Annotated in this window: 18 protein-coding genes; 11 read left to right on the top strand and 7 right to left on the bottom strand. The window is 65.0% G+C overall.

Annotation, left to right across the window (positions count from 1 at the left end):
• Positions 1-361 precede the first annotated feature (361 nt).
• Together RTH46_RS17910 and RTH46_RS17905 are read right to left on the bottom strand one after the other, a co-directional pair.
• Entirely contained in the window at positions 362-1,477 is a 1,116-nt protein-coding gene (locus tag RTH46_RS17910; protein ID WP_316906253.1) for a glycosyltransferase family 61 protein, read from the bottom strand.
• Between the two features lie 63 nt (positions 1,478-1,540).
• On the bottom strand, positions 1,541-2,695 hold the full coding sequence (locus RTH46_RS17905; RefSeq protein ID WP_153786331.1) for a hypothetical protein: 1,155 nt from the start codon (positions 2,693-2,695) through the stop codon (positions 1,541-1,543).
• 324 nt (positions 2,696-3,019) lie between these two features.
• Here RTH46_RS17905 and RTH46_RS17900 point away from each other — a divergent pair, with 324 nt between their 5' ends.
• The gene (locus RTH46_RS17900) at positions 3,020-6,859 is read left to right on the top strand and encodes a leucine-rich repeat domain-containing protein (RefSeq protein ID WP_153786330.1); all 3,840 of its coding nucleotides are present in this window, start codon (positions 3,020-3,022) and stop codon (positions 6,857-6,859) included.
• Positions 6,860-6,880: 21 nt separating this feature from the next.
• On the opposite strand, the gene RTH46_RS17895 is transcribed toward RTH46_RS17900, so the two are convergent.
• Entirely contained in the window at positions 6,881-9,124 is a 2,244-nt protein-coding gene (locus RTH46_RS17895) for a putative bifunctional diguanylate cyclase/phosphodiesterase (RefSeq protein WP_316906252.1), read from the bottom strand.
• A gap of 139 nt (positions 9,125-9,263) precedes the next feature.
• Between RTH46_RS17895 and RTH46_RS17890 the strand changes: the two genes are divergently transcribed.
• From RTH46_RS17890 to RTH46_RS17845, 10 genes are all read left to right on the top strand, one after another.
• Positions 9,264-10,883, top strand: coding sequence for an NADP-dependent glyceraldehyde-3-phosphate dehydrogenase (locus tag RTH46_RS17890; RefSeq protein WP_153786328.1), 1,620 nt, complete (start codon positions 9,264-9,266; stop codon positions 10,881-10,883).
• Positions 10,884-11,043: 160 nt separating this feature from the next.
• Positions 11,044-11,511 (top strand): VOC family protein, encoded by a 468-nt coding sequence (locus RTH46_RS17885; protein WP_153786327.1) that lies wholly within the window; start codon positions 11,044-11,046, stop codon positions 11,509-11,511.
• An 87-nt stretch (positions 11,512-11,598) separates the two neighbouring features.
• Entirely contained in the window at positions 11,599-12,795 is a 1,197-nt protein-coding gene (locus tag RTH46_RS17880; RefSeq protein ID WP_153786326.1) for a hypothetical protein, read from the top strand.
• Positions 12,796-13,139: 344 nt separating this feature from the next.
• Entirely contained in the window at positions 13,140-14,489 is a 1,350-nt protein-coding gene (locus RTH46_RS17875; protein WP_153786325.1) for a hypothetical protein, read from the top strand.
• Positions 14,490-14,509: 20 nt separating this feature from the next.
• Positions 14,510-16,750 carry an Ig-like domain-containing protein gene (locus tag RTH46_RS17870; RefSeq protein ID WP_316906251.1) on the top strand — a complete coding sequence of 747 codons (2,241 nt, stop codon included), beginning with the start codon at positions 14,510-14,512 and terminating at the stop codon, positions 16,748-16,750.
• 16 nt (positions 16,751-16,766) lie between these two features.
• Positions 16,767-17,237, top strand: a complete 471-nt coding sequence (locus tag RTH46_RS17865; protein WP_153786323.1) for a curlin — start codon at positions 16,767-16,769, stop codon at positions 17,235-17,237.
• 28 nt (positions 17,238-17,265) lie between these two features.
• The gene (locus RTH46_RS17860; RefSeq protein ID WP_153786322.1) at positions 17,266-18,711 is read left to right on the top strand and encodes a curlin; all 1,446 of its coding nucleotides are present in this window, start codon (positions 17,266-17,268) and stop codon (positions 18,709-18,711) included.
• 114 nt (positions 18,712-18,825) lie between these two features.
• Positions 18,826-19,470, top strand: a complete 645-nt coding sequence (gene alkB, locus RTH46_RS17855; RefSeq protein ID WP_153786321.1) for a DNA oxidative demethylase AlkB — start codon at positions 18,826-18,828, stop codon at positions 19,468-19,470.
• A gap of 82 nt (positions 19,471-19,552) precedes the next feature.
• Positions 19,553-19,939 carry a VOC family protein gene (locus tag RTH46_RS17850; protein WP_153786320.1) on the top strand — a complete coding sequence of 129 codons (387 nt, stop codon included), beginning with the start codon at positions 19,553-19,555 and terminating at the stop codon, positions 19,937-19,939.
• A gap of 96 nt (positions 19,940-20,035) precedes the next feature.
• Positions 20,036-20,605 carry a hypothetical protein gene (locus RTH46_RS17845; RefSeq protein WP_153786319.1) on the top strand — a complete coding sequence of 190 codons (570 nt, stop codon included), beginning with the start codon at positions 20,036-20,038 and terminating at the stop codon, positions 20,603-20,605.
• Positions 20,606-20,714: 109 nt separating this feature from the next.
• On the opposite strand, the gene RTH46_RS17840 is transcribed toward RTH46_RS17845, so the two are convergent.
• The 4 genes from RTH46_RS17840 to RTH46_RS17825 form a co-directional block, all read right to left on the bottom strand.
• Positions 20,715-22,400, bottom strand: coding sequence for an MFS transporter (locus tag RTH46_RS17840; protein WP_153786318.1), 1,686 nt, complete (start codon positions 22,398-22,400; stop codon positions 20,715-20,717).
• Between the two features lie 227 nt (positions 22,401-22,627).
• Positions 22,628-23,407: an alpha/beta hydrolase gene (locus RTH46_RS17835; RefSeq protein ID WP_316906250.1), complete on the bottom strand. Its 780-nt coding sequence runs from the start codon at positions 23,405-23,407 to the stop codon at positions 22,628-22,630.
• A 91-nt stretch (positions 23,408-23,498) separates the two neighbouring features.
• Positions 23,499-23,921, bottom strand: coding sequence for a VOC family protein (locus RTH46_RS17830; protein WP_153786316.1), 423 nt, complete (start codon positions 23,919-23,921; stop codon positions 23,499-23,501).
• 48 nt (positions 23,922-23,969) lie between these two features.
• Complete coding sequence (locus RTH46_RS17825) at positions 23,970-24,896, bottom strand: alpha/beta fold hydrolase (RefSeq protein WP_153786315.1); 927 nt, start codon at positions 24,894-24,896, stop codon at positions 23,970-23,972.
• Between the last annotated feature and the right edge of the window lie 125 nt (positions 24,897-25,021).

Below are 25,021 nucleotides of genomic sequence, written 5' to 3'. Positions count from 1 at the left end.
TTGGGGAACAAAGACTGTTTCGCTGTTGAATTTGAGCTTATGGGCACAATGACACTACGTCAACGATCCGGCACCATAATAAATCTCAATCGAAGACCTCTGTTCATGTCAATTTCTCGCCAGATGAAATATGCAGAGATTTGGCATTGATACAACCCGGGCGAATAGCTGCGAAAGGTGTTTATCTTCGGCCATTTTCGGTTTACCACAAGAGCGCTTGAAAGGCCCATCAAACTTCTGAAGCGACCAGCCAGCGGCTCGGGTGTTTCATTGATGAGAAGCCAAATGCTAATGCTTCGGCTTACAGTCAAAACATCAACGCCCCGCTTCCATGGCCACCGGCATCAGTGCAGGGCCAGGTTCACAATGGCATCAAGTCCAGCGTGCGCTCCACTTCTGCCACATCGATCCGAAAGCCATCACCCTCCGGCAAACCGACCACAAAGCCGAAATGCTGGTGATCGCGATCGGTCAGGTACTTGTAGTAACTGACAAACCGGTTCGGCGGCTGCAAGGTCAGCACGCAGCCACCTGGCTGCAGCACGTTGACGCCATGCACCAGCTGGCTGCCCTCGACGCCGATCACCACCTGTGCCCCCGCGCAGGCGGCGACGATACTCGGCACATCGGCCCGCAGCGGGTCGATGATGCGAAAACCGCGGGTCTTGGCCAGGTGTTCGGCGACCTCGATCTCATTGCGCAACAAGCGCAAATCGCCATCGCCACCACGCAAGATGAACACCCCCGGGTGGGGCGCTGCATTCACATGCGCCAGCAACTTCTGACCCATCGCGCGGTAGCGGGCATGCCGGCTGCGGTTGTTGCAGTGGTCGTCGAATAAAACCAGCTCGCGGAAAAACGCACTGTGCAGCCGCAGCGGTCGCATATCCAGCCAGTCTTCATAGGCCGGGGCCTGGGTGAACAGCGGGAATCGCGCGGACGGCGCGGTGGTCACCGGCACCCCTTCGTCACAGGCCAGGGCATAAGTGACGCAGTCTTCCATCAGCCAGGTACCAAACCACGAATTGCCGTTCTGCGTGCAATAAACGGCGCCACGCTCGATCTCGTGGTCAACGCTGATCCGTGGGAAGGTGCTGGGTTTTCGCGATAACCAATGGCTGGCATTGCCCTTGTAGAGCGCGCCGTCGACCAGCCAGGCGTCCTTGATCAGGTAGCCACGGGTTGCGCCCTGCTCGATGCACACCCCGCCCTCCATGGTCCGTGCGGGGTGGACGTAAGGATAGAAACGCTTGCCCTCCCAGCCGGTCACCCGCTCCAGCTGGCCTGGTAGATAGAAGGCCGCAGGCGAAACCGTGGTCTCCCCAGGCGCAATGTCCCAGCTTTTGTCCGCAATACTTTTAAGGTCGATGTCCGGTTTGCGCCCAAGGCGCTTTCTGGCCATGTTCTTGTAAGCGGCCAGCGTCCAGGTACTACGACGTGTTGGCGGCGCACTGAAATTCGAAATTCCACTTCCCATTGGGTCCCCCTGCTTGAACACAGAGTCACTGGCTTGTGCAACATGCGCCAAAAACCCTGAACCTTAACTGGACACGACTCGCTCCATGGTCGGTGGTTTCTGCACGCTGGCGTAGCGGCTGCGCAGGTTCTCCAGAAACTGCTCGCCCGCACCTTTTGCGCCATACAGGTAGATCTTGTGCAGGCCGCCGAACACCATTTCATGGTACCGACTGGCGACTTCCTCATCGCTTGGCCCGTCGGGCACACCCAGGTGCAGTGTCAGCTTGTTGCCTTCGACGGCGAACAAGGGGGTATCCCAGAGAAACTGGGCAACCCCCGCCTTGGGCAATCGGACGAACATGTACGCGTGGTTGTTCAAGCCATCGATGTCCCCACCGCGTCGTCTTTTCCACTTCAGCAGCCCGTCATCCGGTCGCGCCACGCACAGGCCGATGTCGTAATAGTCGTAGCCCTGCTCCAGGGCCCACTCGAGGGCCATGTAGGTAGTGATCGAGTTGACTTCACGCAGGCGTTTCGCGTCGGCGAACACCGCTTCGCAATAACCGAAGCGCAGGGTGCTCCAGTAACGTTTGCCGCCACGGGTGATCTCGCAACCCAGGTGGCAGGCAACCACCTCGCCCTCCAGCGTGATCAGGTCGAGCCGGCCGACCCCCTTGGCCAGGCGGAACACATCGTCGGTGGGAAACTGCGCGGCATGAATACCCTGCCGTGCCGAGGCGTACGGGCGCAGCAGCTCGCGATCGGCCATGGCGATCTCGTCATCGTCCAGGGTCTGGCGCATCTGATAAAGCGGCCGGTTCTTGCGGATACTGCGGCGCAGCTCACTGTCGTAACGCGCGGTGATCTCCTCCAGCGGGCGCCCCAACGGCACCACGGCGCTCAGGTAATGCGGTACGTTCAAGGCGCCTGTGGTCGGCATCTCGCTCACCACCACCACGTGCCCCGATGCTGCAGGCTGCACCTGCTCGTTGGCGGCGGACGCATTGCCCTGCCCCTTGCCGCCGATGAGCAACTTGGCCATCTCCCGGCCCTGCTTGCGACCGATGTAGAGAATTTCGTAGGGGCTTTCCTGTTGCAGACGGAACCTGGCTATTTCCCAGCGCCAGAAACAGGCGCGCCCAAGAAAATCGCGTAACTTGTTTGATACATTCCTCAGTTCATAGCGCATGGAGGGTGATATGAACCTACGGGCAACAGCCACCAAGTATTGTTTCATCGCGCGTCAACGTCCCTTGCTGTTGTCGGATGGACACACCTGAATAAAACCACCTAAGTGCTTGAAGCGCCAACCTAACCATCTGATATTCAACACTTATAAAGTCATTAACTGCACTCACATTCAGAAACAATTAAAGGTGCAGGAAAATCACTTTGCAAGCGGCACATTGCTATCAAGGCCAGGTATTCCTTGGCGCCAATTTAATATCCAAGCACAGTGTCATCAGGTCTGCCTGCCTATCGTCCCCGCCATTAGCTATCTACCGCACCCACTGAGTCTTTTCGGGGCCTGCTGTTCGCTCGATAGAACAGGAGTCACCGCATGCCCTACCCGGATATCAACCCGCATCAACAGCTACTCGAACAACAGCTTCCTGGCTGGACCCAAGCGCTACCAGCCGAAAACTGGCAAACCCTGCGCGGCGTACTGGAACCCGCCCAAGGGCTGCCCGGGGCAGAGGCCGACTGGTTCAACAATGCCGCCCCCGACCTGCGCGAAACCCTGCTCGCCAGCCAGGACCGCCTGGCACGCTCGCAACAGGCCTTGTCCCACGCACTCAAGGGGCTGCAGCAAATAAGCCAATTCTGCGAGCCCCTGCTGCAGGCACAACTGGCGCAAGACGGCATCCTCGCACCTGCACGTGACACCCAGCTGTTGCATGTGCAGCGCGAGTGGTCCTGGCTCGGCACCCGCTTTCTGTACAGCAGCGAACGGCACAGCCTGCTGCAGGCGGCATTGCTCAACTTTGGCGGCGATGAGTCGTTCGACAGCCACAGCGCAATTGCTGCTGCAGCCGACATCAACGTGCAGCCGATCACCGTTGAAGGTTTCGCGCCAATCGGTTTCGACACCCCAGGCGCTACCGTTCAGATGACATCCGAGGCCTACCAGGTCAGCGCCCTGCCCCTCACGCCCCAGGCCTTTGCCAGCATCTGCAGGCAACTTGACCTGGGCCAGCGATACCAGGAGCACCTGCAGCACATCTTCGACGGCAGCGACAGGGCACGCTTGCGCGCCCTGGCCGTGGCGGTGCTACGCGACCGCTTGCGGGTGGCGGCTGATGTCGGTTACCTGCGCCACGCCCTCAGCGGCACCGCCCGCGATGCAGTGGAGCGCCTGCTCAACGGTGAGCCCGGCCACTGCTGGATGCTCGCGCTGTTCGGCATCCCCTTGCATGAGGTGCTGCTGATCGACGCTGGCAAGGCCGGCCTGCTGCTTTACCTTCCCGGCCACAGCCCGGCATTGCAACTGTGCAAGGATCAGCCATCAGTGGAGGCCGCGCTGGCGCAACGCTTGATCGACCCGCAAGCCCGCCAGCGCTTCCTGGCCTACTTGCCACTTGACCAGCGCGCACAGTTCCTCGATTTGCTGCGCCAGAACCTCGACGCCAGCGGCCTCGGTCTCAGTGACCAGACCTGGGTCAGTTCCAGCCCGGCGAACCTGTACCTGACCCTCACCCCAGTACCTGGCGAATTATTCGGTTTTCTTCAGGATCGGCACCTGGCGCGGCTCAAGGCCGAAGCGCGTCTGCTGGCAGTCCCGACCGCCGATGCCGACGCGCAGGCGCGCAGGCGCCGTCTGGACGAGTGGTTGAGCCTTGGCATGGATGTACTGACCGTTGCCGGCTTTTTTGTCCCTGGGGTCGGCACCCTGCTGCTTGCCGTCATCGCCTGCCAACTGCTGGACGAGGTCTACGAGGGCTATGAGGCATGGAGCATCGGCGATCGCCACCTGGCTCTGCGTCACCTTGAGGCCGTCGGGCTGAACCTGGCCTTGATCGGAGGCCTGCATGTGGCCGGCAAGGTGTTGCCGAAGCTGTTCAACAGCCCACTGATGGAAAGCCTCGACCAGGTGCGCGTGGCCGACGGCAGCCGTCGGTTGTGGCGCCCGGAGCTTGCTCCCTACCACAGCCCGATGGCCCTGCCTGAGACGCTGCAAGCCAACGCCAGCGGGCAGTTCGAGCATGACGGCAGGTACTTCATTCGCATCGACGGGCATCTGTATGAACAGCGCCTAGACCCACAGCTCAAGCGCTGGCGCATCGTTCACCCGGAGCGCAACGACGCCTATCAGCCGCTGCTTGAGCACAATGGCGAGGGCGCCTGGCATGCCGAGCACGAACAGCCTCAGGACTGGGGCCTGGTCTACCTGATACGGCGCTTGGGGCCGGAGTTCGAGGGCTTCACTGATGACGAGCTGCGCCGGGCAACGCAGGTGTGCGGCCTGAGCGAGGACGCCCTGCGCCGCGTTCACCTGCGGTCCAGGCCCACCCCGCCGCTACTGGCCGATACCCTGGCACGCCTGCGTGCCGAGCAGCAGGCCCTGGCCCGGATGGCGCAGGACGCCAACCTCGCCCACGCGCCACTGTTCGAGGGTTACTACAACCCAGCCCGCCCTGCTGACCCACTGGTCGATCAACTGCTGATCGACCACCCACGCCTGACCCGGCCGCTGGCCACACGCCTGGTCGCCAGGCTGGCGGCCGCCGAGCGCAGCCAACTGCCAGCCTGGCTCGACAATGCCGCCCGCCAGGTGGCAAGCGACTTGCCCCTCACCCGTGCCCTGGAAGGCGTGTGGTTACCACAACTGGCCTCAGCCAACAGCGAGCGCCTGGTGCTCATGTGCGTGGAGCGGATGTCCGGCCGCTCGACGCTACGCCTGGAACTGCGCGCTGGCAGCCCCCAGGGACCAGTGCTGCGTGCCATCGGCCCCAGCCAGGCAACCGAGCGCTACACCCTGATCAAGTCCGCCGAGGGGTATGAGGCTTACCGTGGTGAGCGCCCGGCAGCCGGCACGGTCGATCAAGACCTGTGCCGCGCACTGGTTCAGGTTTTTTCCAGCGCCCGGCTACAGGCGCTGGGGCTGCGCATCAAGGGCGCCGAAGGTTTGCGCGAGCAGGTGCTGGCCCTGGCCCAGGATGATCGGCAGGGCCTGGCCAGACAGCTCTGGGGCGGCGCTCCCGCGTGGAGGCGACAGGGCGGACTGCGCGGCGGCGATGCAGGTGGCAGCTACCCACTGCCGTTACTGCGTGACGCCACCCGTGGACGCTACCGGCGTCTGTACCCCAGCGCCGATGACCAACAGTTCCTTGACGACCTGTCGCGCTGGCACCATCAGGGCATTACCCCGGAGTTCGCGCTGGGCAGGCTGGAAGCGCGCCTGCAACGTCTGCGCGACGACTTGGCCGAATGGTCGGCCAGCTCCCCCAGGCGCCAGCGCGCAGTGCGCCCGATCATCGATGCCTGGCACCGCGACTCACCCAGCCCAATCACCCCGCAGCACGGCATCCAGGCGCTGGACCTGGCGGGCCTCGAACTGACCAACGAGGATATCGCCAGCCTCGCCCTGCCGGACGACTTCAGGCACGTCGAGGAGCTTGAGCTCAGCAGCAACCCAGAGTTGAGCTGGCTGCACCCGGAGTTCCTCGAGCGTTTTCCACTGCTGGAGCGCCTGCACCTGCGGGACAACCGATTCGCCACCTTACCGGAGCTGGCCATGCCAGAGCGGTTGATCTCGCTCGACTTGCAAGGCAACCGCATCACCTGGGATGACCTGGCCCAGGCGCGCCTGGAGCGCTCGCCCAACCTGCTGCACCTGGACCTCTCGGATAATCCATTGCTGCGCGCGCCCGACCTTGGCAACCTGCGTGACCTGTTACTGGTAAGCCTCGACAACACCAGCCTCACGCAGTTGCCACTGGGGCTGGACAGCCTGCCAACGCCTACTGAAGCCAGCGACGGCATAAGTCTGTCGGTGCTGGACCTATCCGACAACCAGTTCACGGCCCTGCCGCAGGGGGTGGTGTTCCCGGAGCACGTCGCCCGGGCCATGGAGCTGGAGAGCGATTGGCTGACGCCCGCGATGCGGGGCCAGATCGATGCCTACTACCAGGCGCATGGCATCGACCTGCTGGTGGCCGACTACCAGTATGAAGAACTCCTTGAGGGCACTACTGTTGCCCAACAGGCAATCTGGCAGCGGCTGCCCGTTGCCTACCGCCGCGGGCTGCGCGCCGTTCTGGTCAACGATGCCTTCATGAATGACCCGGATGCCGCACGGCAGGAGCTCTGGCGGCGCCTGCAGCGCATCGATTCAGAACCCGTGATGCATGACTATGCGATGAGCCAGGCGCCCTGGCGGATACTCGAGCTGCCCATGTAGCGCAACCTGCAGCGGCGACGCTCACTCCCTGGCCGGGCGCCGCCGTTCACGGTGCTCGGCCAGCCAGTGCTGCAAGGCCGGCGCCGGCATCGGCCGGCCAAGCAAGAAGCCCTGCCCCTGGTCACACCCGGCGTTGCGCAGAAAATCGTACTGTTCCTGAGTTTCGATCCCTTCGGCGGTAATCCTGAACCCCAGGGCATGCCCCAGGTCGATGATCGCCCGGGCGATGGCCACCGCGTCGTCGTCGCCAGGCAGGTCCTTGATGAAGGCGCGGTCGATCTTCAAATGGTCGATCGGCAGCGCGCGCAGGTAGGCCAGCGACGAATAACCCGTGCCAAAGTCGTCCACCGCAGTGGCCACGCCCATCGCCTGCAGCTGCGCCAGCACCGCGCAGGCCTGTTGCTGGCTCTCCATCAGCAGGCTCTCGGTGATCTCCACTTCCAGCAGGCTGGCCGGCAGCCCGTGCAGCTCCAGGGCGCAGGCCAGGGCGCTGACATAGTCGCTGCGCTCGATCTGCAGCGCCGCCACGTTGATCGCCAGCGGCCCGGGCAGCAGGTCCTGGGCTCGCCACTGCGCCAACTGCGCGCAGGCCAGTTCCAGCACCCGCTCGCCCAGCGGAATGATCAGCCCGGTGCGCTCGGCCAACGGAATGAACTCACCCGGAGACACCAGGCCATGTTGCGGGTCGCGCCAGCGTAGCAGCGCCTCGACCCCTTCCAGGCAGCCACTGAACAGGTCGAGCTTGGGCTGGTACCACAGCTCGAACTCGTTGTATTCCAGGGCCCGGCGCAGGTTGCGTTCCAGCTCCAGGCGCTGCTGCAGGCGTTCGGTCATGTCCGGGTGGTACGGCCGCCAGGCGTTGCGGCCGCTCTCCTTGGCCGCATACATGGCGGTGTCGGCGTGGCGCAGCAAGCTGTCGGCGTCCTCGCCATGCTGCGGGCACCAGGCCAGGCCAATGCTGCCGGTGACCAGGCTGGCATTGCCGTTGAGGTCGAACGGGCGCTGCAGGCAACGCAGCACGGCGCGGATCTGGTGGCTGACCTGGCCTTGCGCGCCCTGCAGCATGAACACGAACTCGTCGCCGCCCAGCCGGCAGACCCGATCCTGAGTGTCCAGTTCCTGCAGGAAACGCGCGGTGGCCTGCTGCAGCAGCAAGTCGCCCATGGGGTGGCCGAGGCTGTCGTTCACCTGCTTGAAGCCGTCGATATCGAGCATCAGCACCGCCAGGCCATGGCCCTGCTCGATGGCCGCATTCAACTGCTGCAGGAACAGCACACGGTTGGGCAGCCCGGTGATGGTGTCGTAGTGGGCCAGCCGCTCCAGCTGGGCCTGGTATTGACGCAGCTCGCGGTTACGCAGTGCCAGCAGGCGCTGCTTGCGATTGAGCTGTGCAACGAACAGGCTGAACAGGCCGGTGGTGGTCAAGGCAAACAGGAACAGCGGCGAGGCAAACAGATTGAGCGCCGACCAGCCGCCGCGCGGCGCGGCCACCAGTTGCCAGAGGCCGCCGGGCACATCCACGCTGACCTTCACCTGGGGCGCCTCGAACAACTGCGCATCCCCCCAGATCACCTCGCCGTCGGCGCCCTTGCCATCACTGCCACGCACGGCCAGTTCGAAACCCGCCTCCGGGCGCAGCCCGGCGGTGAGCAGCAGGCGGTCGATATCGGCAACGACCGAGAGGTTGCCCCAGTACAATTTCACCCCGCGCTTGCCGGTGACGAAGATCGGCCGCCGGTAAATCAGCCCCCGGCCGCCCTGCAACAGTTGCAGCGGGCCTGCCAGTACCGGAGCCTGCCGGTCACGCGCCGACACCAGCAGCGGAAACTGCAGCGGCAAAAGCCGGTAATCGAGGCCAAGCAGCCGCTCGTTGCCCTCCAGCGGGTAGACATCGCTCACCACATCACCCGGCGCCAGGGCGATATGGCGCATGTAAGGCACCGAAGCCAAGGCATCCCTGGCCATGCCGTGAAAATGCTCGACACTGATGCTGCCGTCGGCGCTGATCAGTTGGGCGATGCCCTCGGCCTCGCTGAACGCCGCGCGCAACTGCGCCTCCAGCGCACCGCGCACACCGGACAGGCGCGCGGCAAGGTTGGCCACCTGCTCGGCCTGCTCGCGTTGGGCGTCAAGGTGGCCGAGCACCGTGGACAGGCCGATCCCGACCACGGCGAAACCTACCGGCAGCAGGCGATTGAGGGTACGGCGCAGGGCGCCCTGTTCGGGCAAGGGGTCATCGAGTGCGGGGCGATTGTTGCTGGTCATAGGCCTGACATCGGAGTCGATTCATGCTGTATCGGCGCGCCCCGGGCAATGTTGAGCCAGACTGGTTTTTTTCCTGCGCGGGGTGCATGCTCGGATGCTGAAGCGTTTCACCCAGCCAAATACAAGAGGTGCTAGCCCCATGGAACGTCTGCTCGACTCGCTGTTTCCCACCCCTGACGACATCCCCGCGCAATGGCGCCTGGGCGAGCCCCTGGAGCAACGCGACTACCTGGTGGCCGGTGAACTCAGGCACTGGGACGGCCCGCTGGCCACGGTGCACAGCCCGGTGTGGCTCAAGCACGCTGACGGCGAGCGCCAGGTGACCCTCGGCAGCGCGCCGCTGCTCGACGCCGACACCGCCCTTACCGCCCTGGACGCCGCGGTCCAGGCCTATGACAAGGGCCGCGGCGCCTGGCCGACGATGCGCGTGGCCGAGCGCATCCAGCATGTCGAAACCTTCCTGGCGCGTATGCGCGAACAGCGCACGGCGGTGGTCAAGCTGCTGATGTGGGAGATCGGCAAGAACCTCAAGGACTCCGAAAAAGAGTTCGACCGCACCTGCGACTACATCGTCGATACCATCAATGCCCTCAAGGATCTCGACCGCCGCTCCAGCCGCTTCGAACTGGAACAAGGCACCCTCGGCCAGATCCGCCGCGCCCCGCTGGGCGTGGCGCTGTGCATGGGCCCCTACAACTACCCGCTCAACGAGACCTTCACCACGCTCATCCCGGCGTTGATCATGGGCAACACCGTGGTGTTCAAGCCAGCCAAGTTCGGCGTGCTGCTGATCCGCCCGCTGCTCGAAGCCTTCCGCGACAGCTTCCCGGCCGGGGTGATCAACGTGATCTATGGCCGTGGCCGCGAAACCGTCAGCGCCCTGATGGCCAGCGGCAAGATCGACGTATTCGCCTTCATCGGCACCCACAAGGCCGCCGCCGACCTGAAAAAACTGCACCCACGCCCGCACCGCCTGCGCGCAGCGCTTGGCCTGGACGCCAAGAACCCCGGCATCGTCCTGCCCCAGGTCGACCTGGACAACGCCGTCGAAGAGGCGGTCACCGGCGCCCTGTCGTTCAATGGCCAGCGCTGCACCGCGCTGAAGATCCTGTTCGTCCATGAAGACGTGGTCGAGCCATTCCTCGACAAGTTCCAGCGCAAGCTCGCCGCGCTCAAGCCCGGCATGCCCTGGGAGCCCGGCGTGGCGCTGACGCCACTGCCCGAGCCGGGCAAGCTCGACTACCTCGACGGCCTGGTGGCCGATGCCACCGGCAAGGGCGCGCAGGTGCTCAATGAGGGCGGAGGCCTGAGCCGTGGTTCGTTCTTCTACCCCGCCCTGCTCTACCCGGTCAGCCAGGCCATGCGCATCTACCATGAGGAGCAGTTCGGCCCGCTGGTGCCGGTGGTGCCCTATCGTGACCTGCAGACCGTGATCGACTACGTGCTCGATTCGGACTACGGCCAGCAACTTAGCCTGTTCGGCAACGACCCCGCCACCATCGGCGCGCTGGTCGACACCTTCGCCAACCAGGTTGGCCGCATCAACATCAATGCCCAGTGCCAGCGCGGGCCGGACACCTACCCGTTCAATGGCCGCAAGAACAGCGCCGAGGGCACGCTGTCGGTGCATGACGCGCTGCGGGTGTTCTCCATCCGCACGCTGGTGGCGACCAAATTCCAGGAGGCGAACAAGGAACTGATCAGCGAGATCATCCGCAATCGGCAGTCGAGCTTCCTGACCACCGACTACATCTTCTGACCGACGCCGCCGCCCCGCGTTTGCAAAACGCGGGGCGGCGCGTTTTTTATAGGCAATCAATCTAAACCTGAGGTCGATTTCCTGCCCGCCTGTACGACTCTAAGTCACCACCGTGGCGCAACGCGCACATGGCCCACCCAGGTGAAAGGAGAGTACGCAAATGGCAGTCAAGCCCATCCCCGAAGGCCAGCACAGCATCACCCCCTACCTCGGCATCAAGGACGCCGCCAAGGCCATCGAGTTCTACAAGAAGGCCTTCGGCGCGGTCGAGATGTTCCGCCTTGAAGACCCCCAAGGCCGCGTCGGCCATGCCGAACTGAAAATCGGCGATTCCTCGCTGATGCTCGGCGACCCCTGCGACATGCCGAACACCCTCAAACCGAGCCAGACCATCGAACACCCGGCCGTCGGCCTGCACCTGTACGTCGAGGACTGCGACAAGGTCTACGCCCAGGCGATCGCCGCTGGCGCCAAGCCGTTGAGCGAGGTGAAGGACCAGTTCTATGGCGACCGCAGCGGCACGCTGAAAGATCCGTTCAACAACATGTGGTTCATCTCGACCCACAAGGAAGACCTGAGCGTCGAGGAAATCCGCGCCCGCGCGGCGAAAATGTTCGGCGGCAGTTGAGCTGCAAGCCTCAAGCTGCAAGCTTCAAGTTGAAACCCACGCGGCTTTGCTTGAAGCTTGCAGCTCGTAGCTTGGAGCTGCCCCTCAATGCGTATCATCGAAAAATCCGCCGCGCAGGTGCGCAGCCTGACCCCGGCCGAGGAAGAACTGTTGGTCGGCTTCGTCAACGGAACCCTCGCCGGCCCCCGCCTGCTGCAGGCCAACCAGTGGCTGATGAAGGTGCGCGGCGCCAATCAATGGCTGGCCTGCGACTGCCGCAAGGACGCCTTGCCGGTGCTCAACATCTCGTTGAACGGCAGCACCGGCACGCTGTTCCTGCGCAACAACCCCGACACCCCCGAGCACGCCCCCGGCTGCCCGTTCAGCAAGGATGAACGCGAAGCCGCCGAGCGCAGCGAGGAAATCAACCAACCTGCCGCCTGGTTGGCCCCGGATACGCCCTTGCGGCTGATCGGCGACTACCGCCGTACCGATGAGCGCGAAGCGAGCGCAACCAGCCCGCGCTCACCCGGCGAGCGCCGTGAACAGCAGCGCCTGCTGTCGCTGCTGCTGACCTGGATCGAGGCCAGCGGCCTGAACGTGTACGCCACCCACCTGAAGAAGGACCTCACCACCCAGTTCGCCGAGCTGCGTGGCGTGGCCGCTCGCTACCCGTTGCTGGAGCGGGTGCCGGCCAGCAACTACCTGGAAACCCGCCTGGACATGAAGCACATGATGATGCTCAAGGCCCGCCTGCGCGAGGCCACGGTGTTCGGCAACCACCGCCGCCATGGCCTGCTGCTCGACTGCGTGGACCAGATCAAGGGGCGCAAGGTGATCAATGCGCGCAGCGAGGACGGTTTCGACTTCCAGGGCCACCACCAGTACTGGGGTGGCAACCGCACCAGCGGCCCGCTGCTGGCCCTGGCGCTGTATTCGCCGGCCACCGCCGGCAGCCACTTCTACGAAATGATCCACGTGGCCAGCGTGCCGGTGCTGTCGCGCGCGCAGCTGTTCCCGGTGTACCGCGACGAAGAGCGCGAACCACTCAAGGCGCTGGTGTCGCTGATCGACTGGATGGCCGGCAAAGGCGTGAAGGTGCTGATGCGCCGCCCGGTGATCGGCGGCCAGGTAATGGACGAGCTGGTGCTCACCTCGGACCAGGACCGGGTGCTGTCGGTGTCGTTGCTGGAGCAGCCGGTCGGCCCGGAGCCGGACACCGAGCATTTCAAGCGCTACGCCGACTTCAAGAGCCTGGAGACTTTCCGCAAGTACGTGGCCGGGTTCTTCATGCGCGAGCGCTGAAAGGCACAGTAGCAGCGCCCACCTCGATGTAGCGCCATGCCAACAAGGCGGACAGTGGAGATAGACTAGGAGTAACTGGCCCGAAACAGATGTACTCCTGTGAAAGAGGTGGCGCCCGCCTTGGTGCATGTCTCAAGACCTGCGAAGCATCGCCAGAGCCCGCCCCGATTCCCCAAAGCTGGGGCCACCAGCCCACCTGGATCTTCCAATGTATAGATGGATAGACAGGCTGTAAGCCCCGCCGTCAACGGCCTGCAGAGCATTGTGGCAAACCTGGCACAACACTTGCCGACTCCTCCCCAGACGCCCCAACCCATGGGCCCGTTTGCAGGAGGAATCGACTCATGCACCGACCGACACCCCGTCCGCTGGCCATCGCGATCGTCGCTGGCCTGCTCCAGCTACCGGCCCAGGCTGCGTTGTATGCGGTCGACCCCGGTCCCTACCCGACAGCCCCCAACGGCGGCTTTCCCGCCTGGTATCAGGACAGTCATGGCCGCACCCTCGACCTGTGCCTGACCAAGGCCGTGAGTTCAAGGGTCGCCGGCGCCCCCGGCGCGCCGTCATACATGTGCACGCTGTTGCCCACCCCCGGCGTGTTCGATGACACCCAACCCATCGTGTTCCCCAGCAACTTCCCCGACGAAGCGTTCTGGTTCACCGGCGAAACCTCACTCGTCGACGCCGCACGCGGCATCGACCTGACCTACGTCTCGGCAATCGAAGCGGCCTTCGCCGCCGAAGAGCCGGTGGCAGGCGATCAGGTCAGTTTCGCCCGCGTGCGCATCCGCGTCGATGTCCCGGCGGCAGGCACCTACGTCATTACCCACCCCTACGGTGTGGACGTGTTCGACGTACCCGCCGCAGGGCGTCGGGCAATCAACATGACCCGCGATATCGGCATCGCCGGCGCGGGTGACTTCACCGGCGCGCTCAAGGGCGACCTCGGGCCCTTCCTGCGCAGCGTGAACGGCCCCTACACCGAGACCAACCCTACGACCGGCGCCAGTGAACGCTTCATCGGCGACCCCAACTTGAACGAGCGTGTAACCGGCAGCCCATTCAACACCAACTACGTGCGCATCGAGGGCCCCAACGGCCTCGACATCCGCACCGATCTGTTCGCCGTGTCCGGCAAGCTGTCCACGGTCAACCGCCCTACCCCAGTGATTCCCCAACGCAGCACCTATTCACGGCATACCGAGAACGGTGACCTGCGCGCCCAGCAGGATGTGTTCGTCATGGCCCCGCCGGCGCCGGCCACCGTCAACCTGAGCAGCCAGAACCCGGCCCTGGCCTTGAGCGAAGCCAACGGTACTGGCGCCTGGTATGCCCAGTCGCCCCTCAATCCGACCTTGCCCCTCACCCTGCAGGTCACCGCCGACAACAGCCTGGCCATCGCTACCAGCACCCCAACGACCGTGTCGATGCCCTTGACCGACCTGGTGGTGATCAGCCGCGCCGAATACAGCCTGTCCAGCGGCCAGCTGACCCTGGTGGCCAGCAGCAGCGACGAGACCAGCCCGCCGGCCCTCACCGCGCACACCGGCAATGGTGCGCTGATCGGCAACCTGAGCGGCAGCGGCGCGGTGAAATCCATGACCACCGGGCTCACTCCGATACCGCCGGCCAGGGTGCAGGTCAGCAGCTCCCATGGCGGCAGCGACAGCGAAGACGTGGTGCTGGTGCCATGAACAGACTTCCAGGAGGCAGCATGAATACTTGGTCACGCCGGGCGCTGTGCGCCGCCGGTTTCAGCCTCAGCGTGAGCAGCGCGGCCTGGGCCGTGCTGACCGAGGTCGACCCGGGCCCCTACACCTTCGCCACCGGGGGCTACCCCATGTGGTACAAGGACGCCACCAACCTGTCGCTGGAGCTGTGCCAGTCGCGTGCCACCAGTACCCGCTTCCCCGGTGGGCCAGGCGCCCCGGCCTACATGTGCACCCTGCTGCCAGAGCCGGGTGTCTATGACGACACCTTGCCGCTGGTGTTCCCCGACAACTGGCCGCCGGAGATGTTCTGGTTCCTGGCCGAGACCGACATCCCCGCAGTGGGCAACAGTGGCTACGAGCTGGAAGTCTATGTGGCCGGCATAGAGGCGGCCTTCGCCGCCGAGAACCCGGTCGATGGCGACCAGCAGAGTTTTGCCCGCATCCGCATCCGCGCCTCCATCCCGCAAGCAGGCACCTACACCATCACCCACCCCTACGGCGTGGAAACCGTCACCGTCGCCGCCAACCAGGTGGGCCGCCGTGCGGTCAACATCACCCGCGATATCGGCATCGGTGCCCCGGGCAACTTCAGTGGTGCGCTCAATGGCAATATCGGGCCGTTCCTGCGCGGTGTCGGCGGTCCGTACACCGAAGTCAATCCGGACACCGGCGCTACCGAAACCTTCGTCGGCGACCCCAACACCACCGAGGCGGTGACCGGCAGCCCGAACAATACCAACTTCGTGCGCATCCAAGGCCCCGCGGGCACGATCCAGACCAACGTCTTCACGGTCTCCGGCAAGGTCCTCGACCAACGCGCCCAGACCCCGGTCACCCTCGAGCGCGCCACCTACTCGCGCACCGGCGTCGGCACCCGCGTCGAGGTCTTTGCCAAAGCCCCGAACACCGCCAGCGTGTGCATGCGCAATGGCCTGGCGCTGGTCGGCACGCCACCCTCGCCCTGCCAGTTCAACCTGCTGCCAGACAACAACGGCCTGTTCTTCAGCCAGCAGTTGAGCCAAACCGCGCCACCGCCGGTGGTGGTGGTCACCGCCAGCAGCAGCGGCGGCGCCACCAAGCCAACGGCCGTGTCGAGCAAGCTCAGCGATGTGGTACGGGTCACCAACGCCCGCTACGACTGGGTCACCAAGCGCCTGCTGGTCGAGGCCCGCTCCAGCGACGAGGTGGCAGTGCCTGACCTGGTGGTGCAGGGCTACGGGCGCATGTCCAAGGCCGGCGTCCTGCAAAGCCTGACGGTCAACGACCTGACCCAGCCACCCGCCAGCATCACCGTCAAGTCCGCCCATGGCGGCAGCGATGTCGAGCCGGTGGTGGTGGTCGGCAACGCGCCGATCTCGGCCGGCAACCAACCGCCACTGGCCCAGGCCGACAGCGGCAGCACCAGTGTCGGGGTTCCTGTGACCCTCAACCTGCTGGCCAACGACAGTGACCCGGACGGCAACCTGCCATTGACCATCAGTGACCTCACCCAGCCCGGCACCGGCCTGGGCGGCGTGGTGATGAACGGCACCACCGCCGTCACCTATACCCCACCGACCGGCGCCACCAGCCCATTGGTGGCGACCTTCAGCTACCGCGCCATGGATGCCAAGGGGCTGAAGTCGGAACCGGCCACGGTGACCGTCAACGTCGCGCCCAACCGGGCTCCGACGGCAGTGGCCGACAGCGTCGCCACCCTGGGCGTACCCCTGACCATCAACGCCCTGGCCAACGACACCGATCCGGAGGGCAACCTGCCGCTGACCATCGCCAGCGTCACCCAGCCGACCCCGGCCGGGCGCGGCACGGTGAGCACCGACGGCAACGTGATCACCTACACCCCACCGGCCACGGTCACTGCCGCGTTCAGCACCACCTTCACCTACATCGCGCGTGACTCTATCGGCGCCCTGTCCACTCCCGGCACGGTCACCGTGCAGGTGTCGCCACGCCCACCCCAGGAGACCTTCGCGGTCACTGCGGCCACCGTCACCGCGCGCTCCAACAACCGTTACAACTGGGACATCAGCGGTACCTCCTCGGTGACTACCGGCAACACCATCACCGTGCGGGTGACCACCACCACCGGCGTGCAGACCTTGGGCACCACCACCGTGCCGGTCACCGGCCGCTGGCGCCTGGCCGTCAGCAACAGCACCACGGCGGTCCCGACCGCGGCGCCAACGGCAACCGTGACCAGCAGCCAGGGCACCACGCGCACCGTCAACGTGGTGGTGCAGTAAGCCGAAGGAGTGCGCCATGAAACGCCTGTCCCCGCTGCTGCTGTGCCTGGCCCTGAGTGGCCAGGCCTGGGCCGACGACCTGATGGACAACGCCGACCTCGCAGCCGGCAACGACCTGGGCGAGCCGCTGGTGCTGCGGCTGCTGCCCAGCGCTGCCGGCCAGGTGGCGGTGATCGAGCAACAGGGCAACGGCAACCGCGCCGCCCTCGACCAGAACGGTGTGGCCCTGCTGGGCCAGATCGTCCAGGCCGGGGGCGCGCAGGAGGCGTACATCCTGCAGCAAGGCAGCGACCTGATGGCCTCGATCAACCAGCAGGGCTACGGCAACAACGCGTCGATCCGCCAGAACGGCAGCGGCAACACGGCTGCCATCGAGCAGATCGGCAACCACAACAACGCCACCATCGAGCAGAGCGGCACGGGGCTGAACAGCGCCGTGACCCAGGCCGGCAATGGCCAGCAAGTGCACATCACCCAATACCGTTAACGCCATCGATACAGCAGGAGGCTTCACCATGTACAAGCTCGCCCCTCTGAGCGCCGCCATTGTCCTGGCGCTGGCCGGCCAGGCCATGGCCGACGACAGCACTTCGACCCAGAACCAACAGGGCAACAAGAACATCGCCGAAGTGAAACAGACCCAGGCCTCGTACGCCTCGGCCAGCCAGAGCCAGACCGGCCGCGACCACAACCACATGGCCGTGCAGGACAACAGCACCAGCGATATCCAGCAGATCGCCACCGGCTCGCTCAACGCCGGCTACGCCGAGCAGTTGTTCGAGAACGGCAGCCAGATCACCCAGCTGTCCGGCGGCACCCTCAACGACGCCTTCGCCAGCCAGTCGGTGGGCGAGAACAACCAGGCCCTGCAGATGCAGGAAGGCACCGGCAACCGCTCGGTGATCTGGCAGGACACCCAACTCGGCAGCCAGGCCACCACCCAGCAATCGGGGCAGCGCAACGACGCCACCATCGAGCAGCTGTTCGGCGGCAGCAACAACCGCAGCCTGATCAACCAGAGCGGCAACGACAACCAGGCTGCCGCCGAGCACCTCACCCACCAGGACGGCGACATCGCCATCTACCAGCAGGGCCGGGAAAACTGGGCCTACGGTGACCAGCGCAACGGCTATGGCGGCACCATCGGCATCGACCAGTACGGCACCGGCAACTCCGTGGAGGTGTGGCAGGACAATCAGACCGCCAGCCAGGCCAGCGTCTACCAGACCGGCCAGCTCAACGAAGGCTACATCGACCAGAGTTTCGGCGAGGGCAACAGTGCCACCCTGAGCCAGAACGGCCGCGCCAACGCCAGCTGGTCGGACCAGTTCGAGACCAACCAGTCGGTGACCAGCATTTCGCAGACCGGCAACAACAACCTGCACTTCACCTACCAGACCGGTGACAACCACAGCCTGACCATCACTACCCAGGGCAACGGCAACAAGATCCTGGCCAGCAACTGGAAGGGCGAGAAATCCGGTGGGCAGTTCGGCACCGACCAGCGCGCCGAGATCAGCCAGGTGGGCAACCAGAACAGCGTCAACCTCAACCAGAACGATACCGGCCAGTACGCCAGGCTGAGCCAGAACGGCAACCGCAACACCATGGAAACCAAACAGGCCGATACCAACAACGAGCTGTATTTCGAGCAGAACGGCAGCGACAACCTGCTGATTGCCGACCAGCGTGGCACCGCCAACTATGCCGAGGGTATCTCCGCCGGTAACGGCGGCATGGTCAACATCGACCAGTCCGGCAGCGGCAACCAGAGCTACACCTACCAGCTGTACGGCAGCGGCAACCAGGCCACCATCAAGCAGACCGACATTGCCAACGTCGCCTACGTGACCCAGGGCGGCAACGCCAACCAGGCCTTCGTCGACCAGGCCGGTGCCAGCCAGACCGCCAGCATCACCCAGTTCGGCAACACCAACACGGCCACCGTCACCCAGCACTGACCCGCTCCCCCCTTTGAACCGCGGTGTCCGCTCTCCCTGGCGCCGCGGTTCCTTTTTCCCTCACCTGGCAACAGCGCTAAACTGGCCGCCTGACCCTTTCTCGGCCGCCGCCTGATGATCCAGTCCGACCTCGACCTGTTCGGCCCCCAGCCACAGCGCCTGGCCAGCCATACCGTGCTGCTGCCCGGCTTCGCCCTGGGCGAGATCGAAGCCCTGCTCGATGCCTTGCGCCCGGTGCTGCGCGCCGCGCCCTGGCGGCACATGCACACCCCCGGCGGCCAGCGCATGGCGGTGGCGCTGAGCAACTGCGGGGAGCTGGGCTGGGTCAGCGATGAGCGCGGCTACCGCTACAGCCCGCTCGACCCCTTGAGCGGCCAGCCCTGGCCGGCCCTGCCGCCAGTACTACTGGAGCTGGCCGGTCGCGCTGCCGCACAGGCCGGGTTCGAAGGTTTCGTGCCGGACGCCTGCCTGATCAACCACTACCTGCCCGGCACCCGGCTGAGCCTGCACCAGGACCGCGACGAGCGCGACTTCGGTCAGCCGATCGTGTCGGTTTCGCTGGGGCTGCCGGCGGTGTTCCTGTTCGGCGGGCTGCAACGCGCCGATCGCACCCGGCGGATCGCGCTGAACCACGGTGACGTGCTGGTCTGGGGCGGTGAGGACCGCCTGCGCTTTCACGGCGTGCTGCCGGTCAAGCCCGGTGTGCATCCACGGCTGGGGGAGCGGCGCATCAACCTGACCTTGCGCAAAGCGGGCTGAGAGGACTTTAGCGGCCCACGCTGGTCAAAGCCCGACGACCGTCTTTACTTGCTGTAACACCCACCCACAACGGTGTGCGCCTATGAAGATCGTGGTCACCAGCATCCTCGTCGACGACCAGGCCAAGGCCTTGGCGTTCTACCACTACGTGCTCGGCTTCGAGCCCAAACATGATGTGCCCATGGGCAAGCATCGCTGGCTCACCCTCACCTCCCCCAACGATCCCAATGGCGTCGAGCTGCTGCTCGAACCCGATGCCCATCCGGCAGCCAAGACCTACAAGACCGCGCTGAAGCAGGATGGCATCCCGGCCACCTCGTTCGCCGTGCGCGATATCCAGGGCGAATACACCCGGCTGTGCAAGGCCGGCGTGCAGTTCACCCAGCCACCCACGGATGTGGGGCCGGTCACCGTGGCGGTATTCGACGATACCTGCGGCAACCTCATCCAGATCGCGCAACGTCACTGACCTCGACGCTGTCGGGCAACGCCGCGGTGGCGTTGCCCTTGCCCGCTCCGCTACATTGCTCGATCCCGCTCAGCGCAGCCACAACAAGGAAAAACCATGCGCTACGAATTCAGCGAGGTCCTCAACGACCTGGTCGATTATTTCCTGCTCGGCGACATTCAACTGCTGGAGCACTTCAAGCACGAACACGATCTGCCCGACGATCTGGCGCGCGCCTTCACCACCGGAGACAGTGGCGACCTGGCGGTGCAGGAGGGGGTAATCCTGCCTTTGGCTGGTATCGACAATCTGCCTTACCGCATCCTGTTCACCCTCGACGGGGGCACCCCGGCCCTGCTCGAACCGGGCAGCCGCCTCAAGCACCGCCGTAGCGGCCATGTGCTGCGGGTGGAAAACCGCGCACTGATGCTGTTCACCTGGCGCGTGCTGCAGCATTTCACCAACAAGACCCTGGGCGACCTGCTGGCCCGCTACCAGGAGCCAGGGCGGCCGATCATCGAGCTGGACAATGGCTTGTACGAGGTGGAGGTACTGGCGGGGGCGCTGGTGCGCGACGGGCTGTACGAGCCGGCGTTCGAATTCGTCTTGAAGAAAACCTACAGCCACGCCGGCAACGCCGAGGTCGATACCGGCTATCGCTACAGCCTGCGCGGGTATTTCGACTGAGTGGACGCCATCGCGGGGCAAGTCGCAGCGGCGCACCGCCGCTCCCACGTATTGTGTACTTCGTGGGAGCGGCGGTGCGCCGCTGCGACTTGCCCCGCGATAGCCATGCTCAGCCGGTATGGGTGATATCCCGGTCCTTGGTTTCCGGCAGGAAGAAGGTGCCCAGCACCGCCGTCATCACCGCGACCACGATCGGGTACCAGAGCCCGTAGTAGATATCTCCGGTGGCCGCCACCATGGCGAAGGCCACGGTCGGCAGGAAACCGCCGAACCAGCCATTGCCGATGTGGTACGGCAGCGACATCGAGGTGTAGCGGATGTGCGCCGGGAACAGCTCCACCAGCCAGGCGGCGATCGGCCCGTAGACCATGGTCACGTAGATCACCAGGATGGTCAGTAGCAGCAACACCATCGGGTAGTGGATCTTCGCAGGGTCGGCTTTCTCCGGGTAACCAGCCTCTTTCAGCGCCGTGCCCAGGGTGCCGGTGAAGGCGTCGTTCTGCGCCTTGAAGTCCGCCGCCGCCAGGCTGCGACCATCGAAGCTGGGCAACACCCGCTCGCCAATGCGCACCTGGGCCACGCTGCCGGGCTCGGCGGCCTGGTTTTCGTAGGGGATGGCACGCTTGGCCAACAGGCTCTTGGCGATGTCGCACGAGCTGGTGAAGCGGGCCTTGCCCACCGGGTCGAACTGGAACGAACACTGCGCAGGGTCGGCGACCACCACCACCGGGTTCTGCTCTTGGGCCACGAACACATCCGGATTGCCGTACTCGGTCAGGCCCTTGAAGATCGGGAAGTAGGTCAATGCAGCCAGGATGCAGCCCGCCATGATGATCGGCTTGCGGCCGATGCGGTCGGACAGGCTGCCAAACAGAATGAAGAACGGCGTGCCGATCAGCAGCGACCCTGCAATCAGCAAGTTGGCGGTCTGCGGGTCGATCTTGAGCATCTGCAACAGGAAGAACAGCGCGTAGAACTGCCCGGTGTACCACACCACCGCCTGCCCGGCGGTGCCGCCGAGCAGCGACATGATCACCACCTTGAGGTTGTCCCAACGGGCGAACGACTCGGTCAGCGGCGCCTTGCTCGCCTTGCCCTCGGCCTTGATCTTGAGGAACACCGGCGACTCGTTGAGTTGCAGGCGGATATACACCGAGATCGCCAGCAGCAGGATCGACAACAGGAACGGCACCCGCCAGCCCCAGTCCTCGAACACCTCGCTGCCCATGAGGGTGCGGCAGCTGAGGATCACCAGCAGCGACAGGAACAGCCCGAGGGTGGCAGTAGTCTGGATCCACGCAGTGAAGAAGCCGCGCCGTCCTTTCGGTGCATGTTCCGCCACGTAGGTGGCCGCACCGCCGTATTCACCGCCCAGCGCCAGCCCCTGCAGCAGGCGCAGGGTGATCAGGATGATCGGCGCCGCCACGCCGATGGTGGCGTAGTTGGGCAGCAAGCCCACGATCGCGGTAGACAGCCCCATGATCACGATGGTGATGAGGAAAGTGTGCTTGCGTCCGATCATGTCCCCCAGGCGGCCAAACACGATCGCGCCGAACGGCCGCACGGCAAAGCCGGCTGCGAATGCCAGCAAGGCGAAGATGAACGCGGTGGTTTCGTTTACCCCGGCAAAGAAGTGCTTGGCGATGATCGCCGCCAGAGAGCCGTAAAGGTAGAAGTCGTACCATTCGAACACGGTGCCCAGGGAAGAGGCGAAGATGACCTTGCGCTCCTCCCGGGTGATGCCACGTTGGGGCGCGCTACTGCCCGTGGATGCGCTGCTGTCGAGGACCGCCATGGGTCGCCTCCGTGAAGATCAGGTAGGCCAGGTTGCTCAACAGGTTGTCACACGCGCACCCGGGCCTCAGGGCTTACAGGTTGCGGCGAAGCACGACGAGGCACTGCCCCGGATCGCGGCAAGGTAATCAGAAGCATAATCGGCTTTGCCGGGATATCCATTCGCCTGCATGACGCGTAGCTGATCGGCCATGCAGACGGATAAGCATGACGCTTGGCCGGCGATGCTCAGCCGAGAAAACGCAGCATTTCTTCGAGCACCCGATCGGCCTGCTCACGATGGGGCACATGCCCGCAATCGGCCAGCACGCGCATTCGGCTCGGGCCGCCTGCCAGGCGTGTGAAGCGTTCGGGGTGGGCCAGGCTGCCGAACTCGTCGTTGTCACCGTGCAAGCTGAGCAGCGGGCAACGTAGCTGCGCGAGCAGGCCGTCTAGGTGCCAGTCGGCGAAATCGGCCGACAGCCAGTTATCGACCCAGGCCCGCAGCACCCATTCGGCCTTGTCGCCGTGGTAACGCGCCAGGCGTTCGAGCTGCCCTGGCTCGGCGAACTGGCGATCGGCGGCGCGGATACCTTCGAGGGTTCGGGCTTCAACGAAGGCCTGGGCCGATTCGGTCACCAGCCCCCGGCAATGCTCGGCGAAGGCTGCCGCACAGCCGACCGCCATGCCACCGCCAACGCTGTGGCCGAAGACGATGAAGTCATCGATGGCCAGCTGCCCGCGCAGCGCAGCAAAACCCTCATGCGCCTCGGCCTCGACGAAGCCCCGGCGCAACTGACCGGGGTGCGCGGCGGAACGCCCGAAGCCCAGCCGGTCATAGGCGATCACCCGCTGCCTGGTGGCCTGCGCCAGCTGCGCGGGGAAATCGCGCCAGAGCGCCACGCAGCCCAGCGAGTCATGCAGCAGCACAATGGGTACGCCCTGCGCATTCACCGGCAACCAGCTTTCGGCATGGAGTGTGCCCGCAGGCGTGTCGATCGAATGTTGCGTGTGAGTGATGTTCGTCATCGTCCAGGCGCCTGGCTATTCAGCGAAGCTGTGCATGCTAAGCCAGGTCACCGCGTGGCGCGAGGGCGAAATTGGCTGAACGCCGGGCCGTTCAGGCCGACGCGGCCACGCTCGAGCCCTTGAGCTCCACCCGGTTGCCGTCGGGGTCGAAGCAGTACAGCGACAACCCTTCGCCTTCGGCGCCATAACGTTTTTCGGCCGGTTCCACACGCACCCCTGCCCCTTGCAGGTAATCGCTGAGCGCCTGTTCGTCGAAGGGCTCGACCCGCAGGCACAGGTGGTCCAGATTGTGCCCTTGACGGCCAGGGGCCGGGCCGCCCTTGAGGCCCAGTGGGCCATCGACCGCCACCAGGTCGATCATGCTGCTGCCGGCGGCCAGGTGGATCATCCCCAGCGACTCGCGCTCACGGCTGACCGGGCAGCCGAGCACGTCGCGGTAGAAGGCCAGGCTGCGCGGCAAGTCGCTGACACGCAGCACGATGTGATCGATATGCAGGATGCGCGAAGGCAACATGGCGTTACTCCATGAACGGGCGTCTGTGCACCTTAGCAGGGGCAGCGCTCATTCGTTGACCAAGCGAAGCAATCCGCCTTTTTCGTGCCGCGCCAGGGTACGCAGGATCTGCTGCGCCAGCGCCCGGCCCTGCGCCTGCAGATGGAAGTGGTGCCCACCAGGATGCCAGGTCACTCGCGTCTGCCCAGGCAGCGCCGCCTGGCGCCGGGCAAAATCATCACCCGCGAAAGCGCCTTGCTGCCCCAGCAGCAGATACAACGGGCAACGGATCTGCTGCAACAGCTCGCAGGCCTCGCGCTCGGTCAGCGGCATCGGCTCGGGCAGGTCCAGGCGCGGGTCGTGGCGCCAGCAATAGCCGTCGCCCACCTGCAACAGGTCGCGCAGTGCCAGCAGCCGCGCGGCATCGGCCGGCAAATCGCAGGCGAAGCGTTTACGGCACTGGCCAAGGGCTTGCTCAAGGTTGTCGAAACACAACGCCTCGGGTTCGGCAAAACCCTGCTGGCGGCTGCGCAGCAGCATGCGCTTGAGGCGAAAAGCGCGGGCCATGTGTTCGACCCGATCGCCCTCGGCCACGGTGAACGGAACGCCCATGCCATCGAGGAACTGCAGGCTGGCAATAGCGCTGGTCAACGCCGCGAGGATCGAGGCGACACCCGTGCCCATGCCGTGGGCAAGGACGTGAAAGCGCGACCAGCCAAGACGTTCGACCACCGCCAACATGTCCTCGGCGTGCTCCCACAGGTAATAGCCACTGTCGTCGCGGCGGTGGTCGCTGCGGCCGTGGCCGACCAGATCGGGCGCCACTACGAAACACCCCTCCAGCAAGGGTGCCAGGCGCTCGAACGAGGCGGCGTTGTCCAGCCAGCCATGTAGCGCCAGCACGGGAATGCCGCCTTCCGGGCCCCAGGTGCGCACGGCGATCTCGATGCCGTTGAGGTCGAGCAAATGGTCTTTTGCAGTCGTCGATACAGCCATCACTTCACTCCATGGCAGGGCCCAGTGGGCCGGCTCCTTCGACACCGCAGGGTGCCGACACCCCACCATCGCCCACGTGGCCCTGGCAGGCTGGCCCGTTACCGACTGTGACGTGCGCGTCACCG

It is taken from the genome of Pseudomonas sp. zfem004 (genome assembly GCF_032621715.1).
GTDB classification, from domain to species: Bacteria; Pseudomonadota; Gammaproteobacteria; order Pseudomonadales; family Pseudomonadaceae; genus Aquipseudomonas; species Aquipseudomonas sichuanensis.
The sequence above is the reverse complement of the archived record's forward strand: the minus strand, read 5'-3'. Positions and strand labels throughout refer to the sequence as shown.